Origin of the sequence: Lysinibacillus sp. NPDC096418 (assembly GCF_044762775.1) — a bacterium.
Classification (GTDB): domain Bacteria; phylum Bacillota; class Bacilli; order Bacillales_A; family Planococcaceae; genus Lysinibacillus.
This window is the reverse complement of record NZ_JBIWEY010000028.1, coordinates 23,633-43,127: the sequence shown is the minus strand read 5'-3', so window position 1 is coordinate 43,127 and position 19,495 is coordinate 23,633. Positions and strand designations below refer to the sequence as shown.

Genomic DNA, 19,495 nt, shown 5'->3' with positions numbered 1-19,495 from the left:
GATGGGTTTTTTTATGGTCCCCCTTCATTTGTAGTATACGGTGCCGTAAAAAATTATCGATTGTAGTGGTAATACGATACCTCCTTTCATATGAATCTAATAAGGGAGGAGGTTACACATTTATGGAGCAAAAGACACAGAAAGTTAAAATACGTAAACGTGTACCAATCAGTATTACTGTCATATTATTTACACTTTTAATAGCCTGTAACTTTGTTTCTCCAACGATTAATAATGCACTAGCAAAGGCCGCTTTCTTCCATCTACTATTTGACCCTAAGCCTGACAATCACACAATTGTTAATTCTATTCATAAACAATTAAGCAGTAAAAATTATGAGGTTGAGAATGTCGGATTGAACCTACTAAAAAAAGTCATCACCGTAAATATTAGTGGGTCAAAAAACTATTTCAATATTTCAAAAAAAGAAATTGAAAAAGAAGTAAATGTCTTCTTACATTCAATCGAACTCGATACATACAAAGTCGAAATTGCCCATTATCCCCAGAGACAATTAGAGGATAAGCTAATTGACGAAGAAATGAAAAGAATCAAAAAATCGCAAGAATTAGAAAAAGCAATTATGAATGATCCTAGATTACAAGAGTATAAGCTCATCTCAGCATTTGTACGGATAAATGATGTAGAAAACTATATTCCACTCGTATTATCCGATAAAGAAAGGAAGATCGGCGATATTATACGAATAGTCAATAGCATAGTAAAAGAGCAAGGTATGGAGCCATTTACCATTAAGCCATTTTATGTGGATTCCGAAAAAGAGAACATTGCACAAAAGTTACAACCAGTTATCAACACGCTTAGTGAGGAATTTAAAAGAAATGAGGAATACCAAGTAACAGGCATTTACTATGCCTTTGACACACCCCTAACTTTTTCTGTAAAAACGGGACTCAGTACAACAGATGCAAACTCTAAGAAGCACGCACAGAAAATCGAAGAAATGATAGAGGATGTTCTTCACAATAAAGAAGTAACAAATATTTTACCAGATGGTCAATATAAAATTATCGTTTATAGCAGAGATAATACACCCTTTGAAAACGTGAACTCTCGGCTAGCAGACTTTCAGTGGAACTAAAAAGCTTACTATGGTAAAAAATCCGCTCCGCTTTCCGCGGGGCATAGCGTAAGACGCGACGCTCGCTACGCACGGTCTGTTGCGTCTTACTTCTTGTGCTATTTCCACTCTTTTCTTTTTGATCAGCCCAATAAGCTTTTTATTGTAAAGGCACTTTGATCTCTGCTTCACCTTGTAAATAATTTTCATACTCGTGGAAATAAATGCGTACAGGATTTACTGCGCCTGGCATATCGAATGTATATGTGGATTGTACAAGCCTAGCTTTATCTGGACTCAAAAAACTACTTTCATTTGGATGATAAATTTCCCCATTTGCATCCACTGCTTGATAGAAATGATTGAGCATACGATCTTCTAGGGCAGTAGGCACCTTAACTTCTATCGTATTGTAAGTTCCTACTCGAATCGCTAATCCTTCAAATTTCGGCGCATAGAGTACTTTCTTCGCCAAAAAGTCTACATCAATATAATCCTGACCTTTAGGTAGTGCCTGCACTTTTCCAAGACGAATCGTTAAGCTTTTCGGCTCCCTAAAATAATTACTTTGAATGAAGTATGATACTTTCCCCTCTAGAAGTGTGCCAGTACCTGAGAAACCATTTTTGATAGAACCCCACTCCTCACCTCGTTCATCGAAAACTTCAATTGTTTCAAATCCTAAAATACGCATCGAATTTGAAGAACTAGCAGTAAGCTGTAGTTCCGTGCGTAGTGGAGAAATTTTCAATGATTCTATAATAATCTTTTGTCCGTCAATTTCCACTACATCATTGATTTTATATTCCTTTGATTTCGCCACAGCTTTTTCAATCGAAAAAGGAAAAACGAATGATGTTAGATGCTCATCCTTAAATGTAATCTGCAACTCGAAATTAGGATTTGAATAATCAATCACTCGATTTGTTGACATTAATTGAATAGTGGATTCTATTGTTTTAGTAGGTGGTATTGATGCCCAGCCATAAGTCATGCTTTCTATTACTGGTTTCCCATTCTGTAAAATCTCTACGTTCTTGGTTTCTAACTCATGAATGTTATAGGGCGCAGAAAGTTGATATGACAATACCATACCCGTTTCATCAGCAATCACCCCAGCGAGCGTGAACGTTAAACCGTTTTTCGTCTTTGTAATACCCATTTCTTCAAAATAGTCGTTCGATAAAATGTCCTCTATCCCTTTGTCGTAAGTAATCATGTCAACGATTGGGGCAAAGCCAGGAATTTTTGCCACAGTACTTGCAAATACTGGAGAGACGCGAATCGACACTACAAAAATAAGCACAAGTACGGCTATAAGCGCTGCACTTTTCAAAGCGCGTTTACGTCGGACTCTTTCCTTTTTTCTACGTAAAAAACTAGCTGTTCTAGCCTCTGATAGAGCATCATGAGGCACTGGCACACATTCTAATTCCTTTACAAAGACTTCATAATCTTGATCATTTATCTGCTTCATCTACATCTCCCCCTTCTCTGAAAAGTAAAATTTCAGCTTTTTTAGTGCAGTATGCAAGCGTGATTTAACGGTACCTTCAGGAATATTTTTCAATGTAGCGATGTCTTGATTTTTATAGTCTTGAAAATATTTTAGAAAAATAAGTTCTTGCTGTTCTTTTGGTAATTTGGCAATGGCTTCTGTTATTTCAAAGCGACTATCATCCGGTATTTCTCCCCGCTGTTCAATCGTTTCCTTCAGCACATGACGACTGCTTTTTTCGCGCATATCAGTACAAATATTAAGTAAAATGCGGACAAGCCAAGTTCCGACATAACTAGGCTCTTTTAACGTATGTATCTTTTTCAAGCTACGATATGTCGCCTCTTGCACCGCTTCAATGGCATCATGTTCATTTTTCAAATATGCATATGCCGTGCGATACATTGTATTTTCATATATCTTTAGCACTTGTAAAAATGCAGCCTCATCCCCCGCCATCGCACGTTTCACTAATGTTATCTCATCCAAGGCCCTCACCTCTTCCATCATCCTTCTACCTATTAGACAGCCAACCATATGAAATCGTTCAATCTTTTTTTGTTTTCTCGTGCTTTTATTTTCAAAGGTCATTTTTCCAAGTACAATACAAAGGAAGGAGTGTTTTTATGATAATTCGTGAACAATTATTCGCCCTACAAGATCTGGGCTATCAAAAATTTTCATCTGCATTAATTCCCAATATCGACGCGAGCACAGTGATTGGTGTACGTGTTCCACTACTACGAACGCTTGCCAAAGACATCGCAAAAAGTGAACCACTACACTTTTTACAAACAGCTGAGGATACATATTTTGAGGAATTATTACTACAAGGCATGGTCATTGGCTATATGAAAGTATCACCGCAAGAAAAGCTACCACTGATCGCGCAGTTTATCCCAAAAATCGATAACTGGTCGGTTTGTGATAGCTTTTGCTCTGGCCTTAAATTTACAAAGACGAATCAGGAACTTGTCTGGAATTTCTTGCAGCGCTACATTAAATCAAAAGAAGCTTACGATATACGCTTTGCTGTAGTGATGCTACTGAATTATTATGTTGATGAGCAATATCTTCAAAAAACATTGCAGCTACTCGATGGGATTTCTCATGAGGACTATTATGTAAAAATGGCTGTTGCTTGGGCAGTGTCCATTTGTTACATAAAAATGCCTCAGGAAACGATGCCTTACTTGCAAAACAACAACCTCGACCTATTTACGTACAATAAAGCACTACAAAAAATTACGGAATCATTACGCATCGATAAAGATACGAAAGAAATGATTCGGGCAATGCGACGGAAATAATCTTGCGAGAATTTGTTCATTCACTTTTCTTTAAATTTAGGATTATGATATACGACTTCATTAACAGTAAATCGTATATCATCATTCTTTTTCATTTTTTCTTTCTTCGCTCATAGGGCTTCATTGCCTCACTTGCTTTGAAATTATAAACGGGACGGATGACTTTGACGATGTCTACTGTTTCTTCAATCACAGATGTAATCTCATTCATCGGCTTGTAAGCCATTGGTGCTTCATCTAGTGTTTCCTCACTTACAGATGTTGTCCAAATGCCTTGCATCGTCTCTTTAAACTCATCCATATTGAGCGCTTGTTTGGCGGCGCGGCGTGAATACGTACGACCCGCTCCGTGTGGGGCGGAATAATTCCATTCTGGATTTCCTTTGCCAATACAAATGAGCGAACCATCACGCATATTCAAAGGCACAACAAGTTTTTCACCTTGATTAGCACGCACGGCACCCTTACGCAATGTCATCGTCTCTGTTTCTATATAGTTATGAATCGTATCGAATGATTCTGTATAGGACCAATCCATATATTTCGCAATTGTCTGTGCGATTGTCCAACGATTCATACGAGCGAAGTGCTGTGCAATTTTCATATCATGAATATAATCATCAAACAACTCGCCTTCTAAGTATGCTAGCTCTTTTGGCACTATTGGATTTTCCTGTTTATATGCTGCTATCATTGCTTGAATTTCTTGTGTCCGCCCTTGATTTTTCAAGACAGCAATCTTTTCTTTTAGATCATCCTGACGCAATGTTTCAAAAGCACGTTTTTGATGCCAATTTGCTACCCTAGCTCCAACATAACGAGAACCTGTATGAATCAGTAAATAATGCGTCCCCTCATCATCCTTAGCTAGCTCAATGAAATGATTACCGCCACCAAGCGTACCAAGTGATAAATTGATGTACTCATCTTTCAAGCCATTTACAATAAAATTCGCACTTGCAAATTCAGCATAGTCTCGTGCTGACGATACCTCTTTATGAATTTCTTGGCCACTAGGCACATATGCTCGAATCGCTGCATCCAGTTTAGCAAAGTCTATATCTTTTGCCACTATTTCTGCTACAAATACACCACAGCCAACATCAACGCCCACAAGATTCGGCACTACTCGGTTATTGAGTTGAATCGTTGTCCCAATGACACATCCTTTTCCTGCATGATAATCAGGCATAATTCGTACTTTCGTCCCTGCCATGAAAGCTTGATTTGTTAGCTCTTCAATTTGTTCAATAGCCGATTGAAGTGACGTATTTGCATAAATCTTTGCATCCGTAAACTTCCCCTTTACATGAATCATCCAAACTCCTCCTGCTTATTTATATGAAATTCTTAATTGGAATAGTTTTTATATTCCACTTTTAGAAAAAGAGGTTATCTCTTCTTTCTTTGAGACAACCTCTTTTTGCTTAAGCTTCACTATTATATTGAATATCCAGTTTTTTCGGAATGTCGGGTATATCATTTGATTTTACATCTAATTCTGTTAGTTCTAGTACATGTAATGGATACTTTTCTTGGAAATCAAAAGGGATTGCTTTACTTTCCATCTGATTATTCATACGACTACGTACCAATAAACCATTATTCGATAAATCAATGCTAGAAATGCTATCGATTGTTTCTTTAAGCATCACACGATCTTTGTCCCGCAATGGCAAGTTTTCATCCATTAAATACGGTTCAATGGAATCCTTTAAATATTGCTGTGCATCAATTAAACATGTGAACTCATTTAATTTTGCAGCATACGCTTGTAATTGCTTTTTTTCTTTTGCACGTTGATTATTCAGTTCAACTACTTTTTGCTCAATTTGTGATAGACGATTTTTCGTTAATCCCATTAAATAGCGTTGTATAACATCAATATCTTTTAGCAGTGTAGTTTCTGCTACATGTATCTGATTATATAAAGTAACACAAATCTCTTGCTGTTCATTTAATTTATCAACACGCTCTTTGAAAAATTCATTTTGTGTGTGATGACCGAAAATAGCTTTCATGAGCCCTTTGCCATGAATCTTTTTATGCTGAGCGTCAAGTCGATCATATTCACGAATATATTCACTATGTATACTTCGGTATTCTCGAAGAGCTTGTTGATAGGCAATTGCTTTTTCAGAAAAGACATCAACAATTCGATCCTGTAAGAAATCGTATTGTGCTATTGTTTGTAAAAGCTGATAGAGCGTATGTACATTGGTAAATACTTCTGTTACTTGTTGATATTCTTGCTCATACTCCGCAACAATAGCTAAATCTCGTTGATAGCGAGAAAATTCATATTGCGAATCATCGGTATACCTTTCAATGTTTTGCACCGCAGACTTGAAAGGTTCACGTTCTGGAATAATCGTTAATTCGAAGCGGAATCGTTCTAACCATTGTAAAAAGCGGATTAAAATAGCAGCTATCTTTTTATCGCTATTCGTTGCTATACGGTTTATTTGTTCAATGAGTTCAGCATATTGGCTCTCTAGCCAGAGTGTGTCATTTTCCGTCCGTTGGGCTTCTAGCGCATTTTTCGCAGAAACTGTCACGAAATTATTTATTAAATGACCAAAACGCCCCTTTTCTGATGCGATAAATGTTTCTGGCTCAGTTGTCTTAATATCAATAGCATTGACAACACATAGTGGCTCTTTACCTTTATTTTTTAACGATTCTATTAACTTAATTTCTGCATCAACCGCCATTGAACCGCTGCGTAACACCCAAAAGATCTCATCCACTCGATTAAAAAGTGATTCTGGAAAATAGGCTTTATCCCCATTCCCAGCCTCTAATGAAACGGAGTCAATAATCGTCACTGATTTTAGTAATTCATGTTTCACATAGACTTCTAAATAATCCAAATGCTCCCGTAAAATTTGAGAAGCAAATGTATCGCCAGTTGTGAGCAACTCAAGTTTACTAATATCAAAAACTGCTATCACGCCGTCTGAAAAATAGGCTTTTATCTCCTCTCGATCTCCATAACGTAAAAACGTATTAACTCCAGTTGGATTACAGTCATTAACTGGTAAAACCGCACGACCTAGCAGACCATTTACTAGCGTCGTCTTTCCAACGCGCTCTTTCCCAACAATTAAAACCATTGTCTGATTATTGGCATCTTGAATAATCCGATTTAAATGCTTAGATGTATCTTTTACATATGTATTTTGTAATATCATGCTATGCAGTTGACGTAAACTATCAACTAGCTGCGGCAGAACATTATTAGTAGAAGTTAGATTCTCAACTAACTTTTCATCTAAACTCGTCATACCAAAACCCCCTTATATAACTATACTTCTATTATAAATGAGATTCTCCCATTCCTTATATAGTAATTACAATATACCGTAAAAAAGGATAATATACTTATTTGAGATTGTCACAAATAGGATTTATAGCATAACCGTTTTTTCTATTTCTTCATATTTACATTAAATTCCCGAAAAAAAATAAGAAAACCTCTCTTTCAATTGAAAGAGAGGTCTATTCGATAACCAATTATTTTTTGATTAATTCAAGCTCTACTGGAATACTTGCATCTACAGTTTCACCTTTTAAATACTGGATGGCCGTTTCTATCGCTTTAGAACCAATCACTTCAGGTTTTTGTGCAACTGTTGCTGCCAGTGTACCAGCCTTTACAGCGGCTTGTGCATCATCTGTTGCATCAAAGCCGATAACTTTAATATCTTTACCTGTTGCCGCGATTGCTTCAACAGCACCTAAAGCCATTTCATCGTTATGAGCAAATACACCAACAACGTTAGGATTTGCCTGTAGTATATTCTCCATAACTGTTAAACCTTCTGCGCGATTGAAGTTTGCAGTTAATTTTGCGACAACCTTTAATTGTCCATCGATTGCTTTGTTGAAGCCATCCCCACGATCACGTGCCGCAGATGAACCTGCCACACCTTCAAGTTCTACAATTTTTGCGCCCTTACCAACTAGTTCAGTTAAATATTCACCTGCAAGTTCTCCACCTGCAACATTGTCAGACGCAATGTGAGACACAACTTCTCCACCTTCAGAAGTACGGTCCACAGTTATAACAGGAATACCTGCTGCATTCGCCGCTTCAACTGCTGAAGCCACCGCCGCTGAGTCAACAGGGTTAATTAGAAGTACATCTACACCTTGTTGAATTAAATCTTCCACGTCACTAGTTTGTTTCGATGCGTTATCTTGCGCATCTGCTACTGTTAATTTTGCGCCTAGCTCATCTGCTTTTGCTTGTGCACCTTCATTTAATGTAACGAAGAACGGGTTATTTAATGTTGAAATTGATAAGCCAATTGTAAGCGTATCATTTGTTGTTGCTTTATCACTATTGTTTGATGAACTTCCATTCTCTAATGTACAAGCTGCCAACACAAATACTAGTGCGAACGCAGCGAATAATAAGTTAAACTTTTTCATGTGTTTACCTCTTTCCTACACCGTCTTTTTACGATCGAGTAATACCGCAATTAATATAACAGCACCCTTCACAACTTGTTGGAAGAATGAAGATACGCCGATTAAATTCAGTCCATTATTAAGTACACCAATAATTAACGCGCCCACTAACGTACCAAAAATCCAACCGCGTCCACCTGTAAGGCTCGTACCACCAAGTACAACAGCTGCAATGGCATCCAGTTCATAAGATGTTCCCGCTGTTGGCTGAGCGGAGTTTAGACGAGATGTTAAGATAAGCGCGGATAACGCCGCAAGCGTACCAGTTAATGAATACACTGCAATCTTTACACGGTCTACATTAATGCCAGATAAACGAGAAGCATCCTCATTCCCACCGATTGCATACACACGTCGACCAAATGTTGTTTTGTGTAAGATGAAATATAAAACACCAAAAGCAATTGCTGTCGTAACAACAGGAACTGGTATTCCAAAGAAATAGCCCTTCCCTAGCATTTGGAACGAAATTGAATCACCTAAACCTGAAATCGGGCGACCTTCTGTATAAACAAGAGTTAACCCACGATAAATAGTCATAGTTGCTAAAGTTGCAATGAACGGTGCCACTTTCCCTTTAGCGATAATGATTCCGTTAATTGCACCTAGAATTGTTCCTAATAATAATGCAACAAACATTGTTAAAGTTGGATCCATGCCGCTTGCCAGCATACTTGCTGCGACCGCCCCTGTTAGTGCTAATGTTGAGCCGACCGATAAATCGATACCGCCCGTCAAAATAATAAATGTCATACCAAAGGCAATAAGTGCACTAATGGATACTTGACGTAATACGTTCAAAATATTTGAAGCTGTCGCAAAGCTCGGATTTAAAATCGTTAAAATAATAACAATTATTAATAGCCCTAATAGTGGACCAAGCTTGGATAGCAACGCTTTGGAATTAGATTTGAACATCTTTTTCCCCTCCTGTCGCATAATGCATGATAGTTTCTTGTGTTAGTTCGTCTTGTTGTAAAATAGCTGTTTGTTTACCTTCATGCATAACGAGTACGCGGTCTGCCATTCCAATAATTTCAGGTAACTCCGATGAAATCATAATGATTGCCACGCCTTTTTCGGCAAGCTCATTAATGATTGAATAAATCTCTTTTTTCGCACCGATATCCACGCCACGTGTGGGTTCGTCTAAAATAAGGATTTCAGGCTCTGTCCCCAACCATTTAGCGATAACAACCTTTTGCTGATTCCCACCACTTAAAGATTTAACGGCTAAATTGGCACTTGAAGTACGTATGCGTAATTGCTCAATGTAACCTTGGCAAATCGCTTCCTCACGCACTTTATTCACAACACCAGCTTTTGAAATCTTTTCTAGGTTCGTCAACATCATATTGTCTTTAATGGAGAAATCCAATACCAAGCCTTCTGATTTTCGATCTTCCGTCACAAATGCAATTTTATGGTTCATCGCTTGCATCGGATTACTTATCGACACTTTTTGGCCATCAATTAGAATTTCACCTGAAGCTTTTTTTCGATCGCCAAAAATCGCTTGTGCGACTTCCGTACGTCCAGCACCCATCAAACCAGCAATCGCAAGCACTTCACCTTTTCGCACTGAAAAATCGATATTTTGGAATACATTGTCGCAACACAAGTCTTTCACTTGCAATTTGACTTCCCCGATTTTTGCACGACGTTCTGGGAAACGCTCTCCTAACTCACGCCCTACCATCATTTGCACAATTTCATCGAATGTCGTATCTTTAATCGTGCGTACACCAACGTATTGACCATCACGTAAAATTGTAATACGGTCACAAATCGCAAAAATCTCTTCCATTCGGTGAGATATGTATACGAAGGAAATACCTTTTGCCTTTAGCTCATGAATCGTCGTAAATAATGTTTCGATTTCACGATCTGTTAGTGCAGCAGTAGGTTCATCCATGATAATGTATTTCGCATCACTAGCAATCGCCTTGGCAATTTCGATAATTTGCTGTTTGCCGACAGACAGTTCCCCAGCCAGTTGACGAACATCTAGTTCAAGACCAAGTTTTGCTAAAATCTGGCTTGCTTCTTTATTCATTTCTCTTGTTTTTAAAATACCTGTACGGCCATAGGTTTTTTCTTTACCTAAAAACAAATTTTCGGCCACTGTTAAAGCAGGCAGGATGTTTAATTCTTGGTGAATTACTGCGATACCAAGCGCTTCTGCATGTTTAGGTGATTGAAAAACAACAGACTGTCCATCTACTTTTACTTCTCCGGTATCACGCGAATGAATACCAGATAGAATTTTCATTAACGTAGATTTACCAGCTCCATTTTCACCCATCAGTGCGTGGATTTCACCGTCTCCAATCGAAAACTGAACATCTTGTAACACGACATTTCCACTAAAAGCCTTAGATATACCTGACATTTCAATCATGTTTACGAACCTTCTTCCTTCCCTTACACCTTAGCTTGTCGCTGAGGTATCAATCTGACTAAGCAGTCAATTAAAGCTCCACTAATTCACATTAAAAAATAACACCACTTTGTAAAATCACATTCGCGTAAGGCGTTGTTTCGCCCGTGCGAATGATAACTTTTGCTTTTTTTGTTTGTTCTTTAAATTGTTCGTGCGTGATGTACGTACTTTGAGGAAATTTCTTTTGTACTACTCCATAAACATGAGAATTCCCCGTTTTTATCTCTTCCGCCAAATAAGCATGCTCTACTTCCAAATCATCCAAAACAGTATCTAAAATAGTTAAGAAGCTTGGCTCTCCTAGTTTATAAGCTAAATCGATGCACGTTACGCCGTTTGGAATTGGTAATCCGCAATCCGCAATAACAATTTGATCAGTATGACCAAGCTTTGCAAAAATACCTGCAAGCTCACGATTTAAAATTCCCTGTTTTTTCATTCTTCAAATCCCCCTAAACGTGCATATACCGCATTCAGCGTAGGCATACCCGATTGAGCGCCAAATTTTTCAACAGATAAAGAACCTGCAATATTCGCAAAATATACAGCCTCATCCAACGATTGTCCTTCTACTAAAGCATGTGCTAACGCCCCGTTAAATGTATCGCCTGCTCCAGTTGTGTCAGTTGCTTTTGTCATATAGCCTGGTACATGAATATGATGTTCTCCGTCAAAGAAACGTGCACCGTCACTACCTAGCGTTACAATCAATTTATTTGGGTATTTTTCTAATACTTGCTCAAAATCTTCTCCAAATAGTAGAGCACATTCCGTTTCATTTGGCGTGATATACGTAATATCATCCATCCACTTGCTATTAAAATTTGCTGCTGGTGCCGGATTAAAGAGTACCGGAACATTTGCTTCTTTACACATTTTCAGTGCATATTCAGTCGTCTCAACAGGAATTTCCAACTGCATAATAACCATTTGGCTATTTGTGATAACATCCTTCACTGCATCGATATGCGCTTTGCTCATTTCATAATTTGCACCTGGAACGACAATGATACGATTATCGTTTTCATGTACTAAAATATTTGCAATGCCGGTCGGGGCACTTGTTGTTTTTACTGCGTCTACGTTAATATTTTCATTTTGCAAAATCGTACGCATCGTTTCTCCGAAGCTATCATCGCCTACACAGCCGACCATTGTCACCTGACTACCTAAACGTGCTGCAGCAACTGCCTGATTTGCACCTTTCCCCCCAGGAATTGTCTTAAATAATTCTCCAAGAACCGTTTCTCCCTGCATCGGGAAAACATTCATTTGCACTGCTAAGTCCATATTTAAACTGCCAATGATTGTAATCATATTTTTAGTCCTTTCTCGTCGTGCCACGCACAATCAACTCAGCGGAAACTGTGACGTTTTTCTCTTGTAAAGAATCGTCTTCAATCATCTTTATGAGCATTTTTGTTGCAGAGGCACCCATCTTATATATATTTTGTGCAACAGTCGTTAAGCCTGGCGACACCATTTTTCCAAGCTGCACACCATCAAAACCGACAATTTGCAAATCATTTGGTACTTTTCTACCCATCGCCTGTGCAACCTTTAGTGCAGCAATAGCAGATGTATCACTACTAGCAAAAATACCGTCGATCTCAGGAGATTCTAGTAATATCTTTTCAGTAATTTTTTCAGCGATTTCAAACGAAAACGGACATTCAACAACTTGTGTTTCTACATCCTCGCCTGAAGTTGCTTGCAAAAATCCCTTTACACGATCATCTGCCAGTCCTAAGCCAACGGGACCACGCATACAAACAATGTTCTTCGCACCGCACGTAAGTAAATATTCTGTGCCAAGACGTGCCCCTTCTACGTTGTCTGTTGAAACAGTTGGAATTGTTGAGTTAATAGCACGGTCTAGTGCTACTATAGGAACTGAGATATCTTCATAATGTGGTGCTTTTAACAAATTGGTCGTGACAATAAAACCTGCGACATATTTTTGCGTCAACATATTAATATATAATTCTTCTTTTTCTGCATTTTCATCCGAATTACAAAGCACAATCGTATAGCCATGAGCAAGCGCAGTATCTTCTACCGCTCTTGCTAGCTCAGGAAAGAATGGGTTCGTAATATCTGGAACAATAAGACCAATTAAATTCGTTTGTTTTGTACTAAGAGAACGAGCCACTTGATTTGGACGATAATTAAGTGCTGCAATCGCCTCTTCAATATTTTCTTTTGCATCATCACTCAAATAGCCATTTTTATTCAAAAATCTCGAAACTGTTGCTACAGATACGCCCGCATGCTTTGCAACATCTTTAATGTTCGCCATCGCTATCATCCTTAAGGAGGTATATTAAAATATGTAATCGGTTACACATTCACACATTTACCATTTTCTAACGCATTGAGTATAACGCAAATACCAAAATAGTATAACTTAAATGTGTAATCAGTTACACAAATATAAAATAGGCATTCTAATTTGTCAACAAAAAATGATACACATTAGTATTTTTTTGTTCTGTTTTATAACAAAGAACCTAATTTACGTTAAACATTTCGACCAAAATATCGAATTTCGTAGAATTAATAAGCTAGGTTTTCCACAGGTTAAAAATGTTTAGTTTCTTTAAAAATAAAAAATAGCTGATTGGTAAGTCAAGAGAGACTTACCAATCAGCTATCATATAAACTTAATAAGCTACACGTTGTGCCTCGTATGCAGCAATATGCTCTTCATACTTAATCGTTAGGGCGATTTCATCCCAACCATTCAGTAAAGTCTCTTTATAATAAGAGTCAATGTCAAAGTTATACGCAACCCCATCTTCACCAGTTACAGTTTGTTTTTCAAGGTTTACTTCCACACTATAAGGTGCTTTTAAACCTTTTGCTAAAATTTCATCACACTCTGCTTCTGTCAATTTGATCGGTAAAATTCCATTTTTGAAGCAGTTATTATGGAAAATATCTGCAAATGATGGTGCAATAACAACGTTAAAGCCATAGTCTAAAATTGCCCATGGTGCATGCTCACGTGAAGAACCACACCCGAAGTTATCTTGCGCTACTAAAATTTTCGAACCTTTAAATTCTGGTTTGTTTAGTACGAAGTCTTTTACTTCATTACCTTCTGCATCAAAGCGCCAGTGATAAAATAAAAACTCTCCGAAGCCAGTACGTTCAATACGTTTTAAAAACTCTTTTGAAATAATTTGGTCTGTATCTACATTTTTACGATCAAGTGGTGTAGTGACACTATTTACGATATTAATTGGTTCCATATTCTTATCATCCTTCCAATGCGAAGAAATTTCTTACACTGTTTCCTTAATGAATTCACGTACATCCACGAAATGTCCTGCAATGGCTGCAGCAGCTGCCATCGGAGGTGACACTAAGTGTGTACGTGCTCCTGTTCCTTGGCGACCTTCAAAGTTACGATTTGAAGTTGATGCACAGCGTTCCCCAGCTGGTACAACATCGTCATTCATCGCTAAACACATAGAACAACCAGTCTCACGCCACTCGAAGCCAGCATCTGTAAAGATTTTGTCTAAACCTTCTTCTTCCGCAAGTTTTTTCGTTGTATGAGAACCAGGTACTACGATAGCTGTTACATTTTCGTGTACTTTGCGCCCTTGAATAACGTTTGCAGCTGCACGTAAATCGCTTAAACGAGAGTTAGTGCAAGAGCCAATAAATACATGTTGAACATCAATTGAAGTAAGTGACTGCCCTTCTTCTAAGCCCATGTAAGCTAGTGCTTTTTGAAGTGCAGCTTTATCTGATTCGTCTTCGTAATCAGCTTGAGTTGGCACATTTTGTGAGACGCCAGAGCCCATTGATGGGTTTGTACCCCATGTTACAATTGGTTCAATTTCTTCCGCTTGGATGATACGAACTTCATCATAAGTTGCATCTTCATCTGAAGCTAAACCTAACCAGTAGGCCGTTGCTTCTTCAAATTTTTCGCCTTGTGGTGCGTAACGACGTCCCCGAATATAGTCCACTGTAATTTGGTCTGGTGATACAAGACCAGCCTTTGCTCCTGCTTCGATTGACATGTTACAAATTGTCATACGCTCTTCCATTGAAAGCTTGTGGATTGCCTCTCCAGTGAATTCCACAATATGTCCTGTTCCAACGCCGATGCCGAACTTTGAAATGATTGCTAAGATAATATCTTTTGCAGCAACACCAACAGGAAGCTCCCCTTCTACACGGATTTCCATTGTTTTAGGTTTGTTTTGCCATAATGTTTGTGTGGACATTACGTGCTCAACTTCCGATGTACCGATACCAAACGCAATTGCACCAAATGCCCCATGTGTAGATGTATGAGAATCACCACAAACAATTGTTTTACCTGGTTGTGTTAAACCTAATTCAGGTCCGATAACGTGCACAATTCCTTGATCAGGGTGACCCATACCAGCTAGCTCAACACCAAATTCTGCAGCATTTTTTGCTAAAGTTTCAATTTGATTTTTCGCGATTGGATCATTGATTGTAGGTAAGTTTTTTGTTGGAACATTATGATCCATAGTAGCAAAGCTTAAATCTGGTCGACGTACTTTTCTTCCGTTCATACGTAGACCTTCGAAAGCTTGCGGAGATGTTACTTCATGAATTAAATGAAGATCAATATATAACAGGTCCGGTTTGCCCTCTTCCTGATAAACAACATGTTTATCCCAAATCTTTTCAATTATATTTTTTCCCATTGTCTTCACCTATTTCTTAAATGTATGTTGTCATAATGCTTTCTGATACAAAGCTAGTATCAATTTCATTTATTACTTTATCTGTCCATTCATTCGTAGAAAGTGTGCGAGCACCATCACGAGTTAGATCAGCAGTGAAGTAGCCATCTTCAAACACTGAATTTACAGCACGTTCAATCTCTGCTGCTTCTTCTTTTAAACCAAATGAATATTGTAGCATCATCGCAACAGAAAGAATTGTTGCAGCTGGGTTTGCTACGCCTTGACCAGCTATTTCCGGAGCTGAACCATGAACCGGCTCGTAAAGGCCAAAGTTATCACCACGAATTGATGCAGATGGTAATACGCCAAGCGATCCTGTAATAACAGAAGCCTCATCACTTAAAATATCACCAAACATATTTTCCGTTACCACGACATCATAGTGTCCTGGATTTGTAATTAGCTTCATCGCAACAGAGTCCACTAAATTATGTTCAACTTGCACATCTGGATAGTCTTTTTTCTTCGCTTCTACCACTTCACGCCATAAACGACTTGTTTCAAGAACGTTTGCTTTATCTACAGAGCATAATTTGCCTCCACGTAAACGTGCTAATTCAAAGGCATTTTCAACGATACGCTCAATTTCTGCAGTTGAATAAACTGTTGTATCAATTGCGCCATTTTCAGTACGCATACGTGGTTCCCCGAAGTATACGCCACCTGTTAATTCACGTACGATCATTAAATCTACGTTTTCGGCTACTTCACGTTTTAATGGTGAAGCATCTAGTAAACTCGGGAACGCCTTTACTGGACGTAAGTTTGCAAATAAATCAAAGTGCTTACGAATACGTAACAACCCTTTTTCTGGACGTAATTCAGGTGTGTTATTATCCCATTTAGGACCACCAACGGCTCCTAGTAAGATGGCATCACTGCCTTCACACATGTCAATTGTTTCATCAGGAAGTGGATTATTATACTGATCGATAGCAGCACCTCCGATTGTCGCATACTCTAAATGGAACGTGTGGTTGAATCGCTTGCCAATTACTTGTAATACGCGAACAGCAGAAGCAACAACTTCTGGTCCAATTCCGTCACCAGGAAGTACTGTTATTTTTTTCTCCATCGTAAAAACACCTTTCTTTGTATAGCGCATGCGCCTTTTTTCTTATTGAATAAATTCGCGCTAGAAACGCGCTCTACTTTTATTCAATTACGCCACAGCGTAATTGCGCCCAGATTTTAATCGAGCTTGCTCGATTAATTCCTCTAAAAATCTGTGGCATCCGCCGGAGGCTTTAACCTATTTCATAGGTTAAAATCTCTCACCCATACATTTGACAGGTGAGAGTAAATAATTAAACCGTTAGTTGTTGCGCACGAAGGCTTGCTTGTATTAAATGACGGTTAATGGCATTTAAGTAAGCTTTCGCAGATGCTTCTAATACGTCTTGTGATGAATTACGACCAGTTGTCGAAACATCATCATATCGAATATTAATAACAGCTTCTCCAAGTGCATCTCGACCTTTTCCAACCGATTTCACACGATAGTCAATGACATGAATATCTCCTGGAACTAGCTGTTCAAGTGTGTTGAAAATAGCTTCCACAGAGCCCGCCCCTGTCGCCACAACATTTTTGACATGACCTTCAGGTGTGACTACAGCTGCAGTAGCTGTTGGAATATTTTCTGTACCGTATTGTACCTGTACGCTTTTCAGCTCAAATAACGGTACATCTTCAATTTGTACTTGTTGCTCAGTAAGAAGTGTCATTAGATCTTCTTCGGTAATTTCTTTTTTGCGGTCAGCAAGCTTTTTAAACTCATCGAATGCTTTGTTAAGCTTTTCATCTGATAAATTGAAGCCCATTGTTTCTGCACGATCGCGGAATGCTGCACGCCCAGAATGTTTACCAAGAACTAAAGGAACTTCCCCCTCACCAATAAGTGCAGGTGAAATAATTTCATATGTCTCAGGATTTTTTAGCACGCCATCTTGATGAATACCAGATTCATGGGCAAATGCATTTTTCCCAACGATTGCTTTATTCGGTTGAATCACAACATTCGTTAATTTACTTACTAATTGAGACGTACGTTTTATTTCTTGTAGGTTAATGCCTGTTTCTACAGGGTAAATGTCTTTGCGAATATGTAGTGCAACAGCTATTTCTTCAAGTGCAACGTTACCCGCACGCTCACCGATTCCGTTAATTGTACCTTCTACTTGCGTGGCTCCATTTTCGATTGCAGCGATTGTGTTGGCAGTTGCCATTCCTAAGTCATCATGACAGTGCGCAGAGAATTTAACGTTTTCAGCACCTTTTACATTTTCAAGTAAGAACTTAAATAATGCACCATATTCCTGTGGCGATGCATAACCAACAGTGTCAGGCACGTTGATCGTTGTTGCACCAGCTGCTACAACCTCATTCATAATACGAACTAAAAATTCATGATCCGAACGGAAAGCATCTTCTGCAGACCATTGCACAAGTGGGAAGAACTTTTTCGCATACTTCACAGCTTCTACCGCTTGTTCAACAACTTGGTCCGGCGATTTTTTTAGCTTATATTCCATATGAATTGGAGATGTCGCTAAGAAAATATGGATATGTGGTTGTTCCGCTACTTTAATAGCTTCCCATGTTGTATCAATGTCTTTTTGTACACAGCGTGCAAGCCCTGTAACGATTGAATTTTTGACAGTACCGGCAATACGGTTGACTGCTTCAAAATCACCAGGTGAAGAAGCAGGAAATCCTGCTTCAATAATAGTGACACCTAGGCGTTCAAGTTGCTTGGCGATTTCAATCTTTTCAGCAGTATTTAAATTAATTCCTGCTGATTGTTCGCCGTCGCGTAATGTCGTATCAAAAATATCAATTCTTCGCACTAGCAGCCACTTCTCTCACTACTGTTTCTTTACCTTCATTAATGAATGGCATCATAGCACGTAGTTTAGCACCAACTTCTTCGATTTGGTGGTTTGCGCCAGCTTCTTTGAATTTAGTGTAGTCTGGGCGACCATTTTCGTTTTCAGCGATCCAACGACGAGCGAATGTACCATCTTGGATATCTGTTAATACTTCTTTCATACGACCTTTAACTGATTCATCGATGATGCGTGGACCTGCAACATAGTCACCCCACTCAGCTGTATCTGATACTGAGTAACGCATTGTAGCCATACCACCTTCAAACATTAAGTCAACGATTAACTTAAGTTCATGTAATGTTTCGAAGTAAGCAAGTTCTGGTTGGTAACCAGCTTCTACTAATGTTTCGAAACCAGCCTTGACTAATTGAGTTGCACCACCACAAAGTACCGCTTGCTCACCGAATAGGTCAGTTTCAGTTTCTTCTTTGAATGTAGTCTCTAGTAAACCACCGCGTGCAGCGCCGATACCTTTACCGTAAGCAAGAGCGATATCTTTTGCTTGACCAGATGCATCTTGGTGAATTGCGAATAATCCTGGAACACCAGCACCTTGTTGGAATTGACGACGAACTAAATGTCCTGGGCCTTTAGGAGCTACTAGGAATACGTCAACATCAGCTGGTGGTGTGATTTGACCGAAGTGAATATTGAAGCCATGCGCAAACATAAGTACTTTTCCAGCTTCTAAATACGGAGCGATTTCTGCTTCGTATACCGCTTTTTGACGCTCGTCTGGAAGTAAGATTTGAATTACATCCGCTTCTTTTGCTGCTTCTGAAACTGTCTTTACGTCAAGACCGTCAGCTTTAGCTGCATCGAAAGATCCGCCTGGGCGAACACCTACTACTACATCGAAACCTGATTCTTTAAGATTAAGTGCGTGTGCGTGACCTTGTGATCCGTAACCGATAATTGCAATTTTCTTTCCTTTTAGTACGTCCTCGTTGATGTTTTGTTCATAATACATTGTAGCCATAGTTAATTTCCTCCTAATATGTGTGGGTTTATTTTTGTCCAGTTCCATCTGCTTGAATTCTCATATAGAAAACGCTT

17 protein-coding genes are annotated in these 19,495 nt (G+C 38.7%); 2 read left to right on the top strand and 15 right to left on the bottom strand.

Annotated elements, in window-relative coordinates; all coding sequences use genetic code 11:
- Positions 1-122 precede the first annotated feature (122 nt).
- Entirely contained in the window at positions 123-1,103 is a 981-nt protein-coding gene (locus tag ACIQZG_RS17975; protein ID WP_402756841.1) for a DUF4030 domain-containing protein, read from the top strand.
- A gap of 139 nt (positions 1,104-1,242) precedes the next feature.
- Here the strand turns inward: ACIQZG_RS17975 and ACIQZG_RS17970 are convergent, their stop codons facing one another.
- Positions 1,243-2,559, bottom strand: coding sequence for a DUF4179 domain-containing protein (locus ACIQZG_RS17970; RefSeq protein WP_402756840.1), 1,317 nt, complete (start codon positions 2,557-2,559; stop codon positions 1,243-1,245).
- Positions 2,560-3,069, bottom strand: coding sequence for a sigma-70 family RNA polymerase sigma factor (locus tag ACIQZG_RS17965; protein WP_402756839.1), 510 nt, complete (start codon positions 3,067-3,069; stop codon positions 2,560-2,562).
- A gap of 137 nt (positions 3,070-3,206) precedes the next feature.
- Between ACIQZG_RS17965 and ACIQZG_RS17960 the strand changes: the two genes are divergently transcribed.
- Complete coding sequence (locus ACIQZG_RS17960) at positions 3,207-3,890, top strand: DNA alkylation repair protein (protein WP_402756838.1); 684 nt, start codon at positions 3,207-3,209, stop codon at positions 3,888-3,890.
- Positions 3,891-3,981: 91 nt separating this feature from the next.
- Here ACIQZG_RS17960 and ACIQZG_RS17955 read toward each other — a convergent pair whose 3' ends face one another.
- From ACIQZG_RS17955 to ilvC, 13 genes are all read right to left on the bottom strand, one after another.
- Positions 3,982-5,208: an RtcB family protein gene (locus ACIQZG_RS17955; protein WP_402756837.1), complete on the bottom strand. Its 1,227-nt coding sequence runs from the start codon at positions 5,206-5,208 to the stop codon at positions 3,982-3,984.
- Between the two features lie 109 nt (positions 5,209-5,317).
- A complete protein-coding gene (locus ACIQZG_RS17950; protein ID WP_402756836.1) occupies positions 5,318-7,177 on the bottom strand; it encodes a dynamin family protein in 1,860 nt (619 codons plus the stop codon).
- A gap of 229 nt (positions 7,178-7,406) precedes the next feature.
- The gene (gene rbsB, locus ACIQZG_RS17945) at positions 7,407-8,327 is read right to left on the bottom strand and encodes a ribose ABC transporter substrate-binding protein RbsB (RefSeq protein WP_402756835.1); all 921 of its coding nucleotides are present in this window, start codon (positions 8,325-8,327) and stop codon (positions 7,407-7,409) included.
- A gap of 15 nt (positions 8,328-8,342) precedes the next feature.
- Positions 8,343-9,284: a ribose ABC transporter permease gene (gene rbsC / locus ACIQZG_RS17940; protein WP_402756834.1), complete on the bottom strand. Its 942-nt coding sequence runs from the start codon at positions 9,282-9,284 to the stop codon at positions 8,343-8,345.
- Entirely contained in the window at positions 9,271-10,767 is a 1,497-nt protein-coding gene (locus ACIQZG_RS17935) for a sugar ABC transporter ATP-binding protein (RefSeq protein WP_402756833.1), read from the bottom strand. Before ACIQZG_RS17935 ends, rbsC begins: the two co-directional genes overlap by 14 nt.
- A gap of 91 nt (positions 10,768-10,858) precedes the next feature.
- Complete coding sequence (rbsD, locus tag ACIQZG_RS17930; RefSeq protein ID WP_402756832.1) at positions 10,859-11,248, bottom strand: D-ribose pyranase; 390 nt, start codon at positions 11,246-11,248, stop codon at positions 10,859-10,861.
- Positions 11,245-12,126, bottom strand: a complete 882-nt coding sequence (gene rbsK, locus ACIQZG_RS17925) for a ribokinase (RefSeq protein WP_402756831.1) — start codon at positions 12,124-12,126, stop codon at positions 11,245-11,247. The genes rbsD and rbsK overlap by 4 nt, the downstream gene beginning before the upstream one ends.
- A gap of 4 nt (positions 12,127-12,130) precedes the next feature.
- A complete protein-coding gene (locus ACIQZG_RS17920) occupies positions 12,131-13,108 on the bottom strand; it encodes a LacI family DNA-binding transcriptional regulator (RefSeq protein WP_402756830.1) in 978 nt (325 codons plus the stop codon).
- 364 nt (positions 13,109-13,472) lie between these two features.
- Positions 13,473-14,063, bottom strand: coding sequence for a 3-isopropylmalate dehydratase small subunit (leuD, locus tag ACIQZG_RS17915; RefSeq protein ID WP_402756829.1), 591 nt, complete (start codon positions 14,061-14,063; stop codon positions 13,473-13,475).
- A gap of 33 nt (positions 14,064-14,096) precedes the next feature.
- Positions 14,097-15,506, bottom strand: coding sequence for a 3-isopropylmalate dehydratase large subunit (leuC, locus tag ACIQZG_RS17910; RefSeq protein ID WP_402756828.1), 1,410 nt, complete (start codon positions 15,504-15,506; stop codon positions 14,097-14,099).
- A 16-nt stretch (positions 15,507-15,522) separates the two neighbouring features.
- Complete coding sequence (leuB, locus tag ACIQZG_RS17905; protein ID WP_402756827.1) at positions 15,523-16,623, bottom strand: 3-isopropylmalate dehydrogenase; 1,101 nt, start codon at positions 16,621-16,623, stop codon at positions 15,523-15,525.
- 232 nt (positions 16,624-16,855) lie between these two features.
- Positions 16,856-18,397 (bottom strand): 2-isopropylmalate synthase, encoded by a 1,542-nt coding sequence (locus ACIQZG_RS17900; RefSeq protein WP_402756826.1) that lies wholly within the window; start codon positions 18,395-18,397, stop codon positions 16,856-16,858.
- Positions 18,384-19,418 (bottom strand): ketol-acid reductoisomerase, encoded by a 1,035-nt coding sequence (ilvC, locus tag ACIQZG_RS17895; RefSeq protein ID WP_402756825.1) that lies wholly within the window; start codon positions 19,416-19,418, stop codon positions 18,384-18,386. The genes ACIQZG_RS17900 and ilvC overlap by 14 nt, the downstream gene beginning before the upstream one ends.
- Positions 19,419-19,495 lie beyond the last annotated feature (77 nt).